This window comes from Robertmurraya korlensis NBRC 107688, from assembly GCF_001591645.1.
In the GTDB taxonomy this organism is placed as follows: domain Bacteria; phylum Bacillota; class Bacilli; order Bacillales; family Cytobacillaceae; genus Robertmurraya_A.
This window is the reverse complement of record NZ_BCVH01000059.1, coordinates 1-927: the sequence shown is the minus strand read 5'-3', so window position 1 is coordinate 927 and position 927 is coordinate 1. Positions and strand designations below refer to the sequence as shown.

Genomic DNA, 927 nt, shown 5'->3' with positions numbered 1-927 from the left:
CTTTAGGACATATGATTTCCAAAAACTAGTAGAATCGGTGAACTAAGTCAAGCTATAGGACATATGATTTCCAAAAACTAGTAGAACCAGTGAACTAAGTCAAGCTTCAGGACATATGATTCCCAAAAACTAGTAGAACTAGTAAACTAAGTCAAGCTTTAGGACATACAATTTCCAGCCAATTTTCCTGATGAAAGTACCCTACTGTTTCAAGACCTTCCGTAACATCGGGTATAATACCATTTCATCGTCAATATCTACTATCGGTTTCGCTGCCAGTCCCCTTACAGATGTACTTCCAACATGTTCTACACGTAGTAGTAAGTTTCCTAGTGTGTTTTTCAAGACTTCTTCTATTAATAAAAATGTTTTTCTCCAATTACCATCGTAGTCATATATCTCAATGCCAGACTGATTATTACCTGTTTCGGACATTAACCTCGCCCTCCAGCTGTTCTTAGTTAAAAATCATTTGTTTTTGTTCCTTGGTGAAAGACCATTTTCCAGGACCCCTCATTCAGTTTCCATATCGAACTACGTAAAGAATGTTGTTTACTATCTTCATTAAAGATTCTGTATGTTGCTAGCACTACTGAATCAGATAGAGGATGAAGTTCAAAAGCACTCATCCTCATTTTAACGATACCAATTCCACCATCTTCAATGTCTTCATCTTTATACAAAACCCTACCTGAACTCCCGAACTCAAAGAAGCCATCATCCAATAATTTTTTAAGTTCCATTTTTGATGAACGGACTTTAGGGTTTAACAATTTCTCTTCCAACTGCCTTATATGATCATTCAAATAATTATTAGTTTTCATATGGATGTCTCCTTTAGAATATTAGTAAATAATTCAACAAAACGAGACCGATTCCTTCTTTAATTGGTTGGTTTACACCTTGAACACCCCTTCTAAAAAAAAA

Annotated in this window: 2 protein-coding genes; both read right to left on the bottom strand. The window is 35.3% G+C overall.

The annotated features are described in order from the left end of the window. Window positions 1-201: 201 nt before the first annotated feature. Window positions 202-435 carry a GrpB family protein gene (locus tag BKO01S_RS23605; protein ID WP_066060227.1) on the bottom strand — a complete coding sequence of 78 codons (234 nt, stop codon included), beginning with the start codon at window positions 433-435 and terminating at the stop codon, window positions 202-204. 26 nt (window positions 436-461) lie between these two features. Further along, window positions 462-824: a nuclear transport factor 2 family protein gene (locus tag BKO01S_RS23600; RefSeq protein WP_066060226.1), complete on the bottom strand. Its 363-nt coding sequence runs from the start codon at window positions 822-824 to the stop codon at window positions 462-464. Between the last annotated feature and the right edge of the window lie 103 nt (window positions 825-927).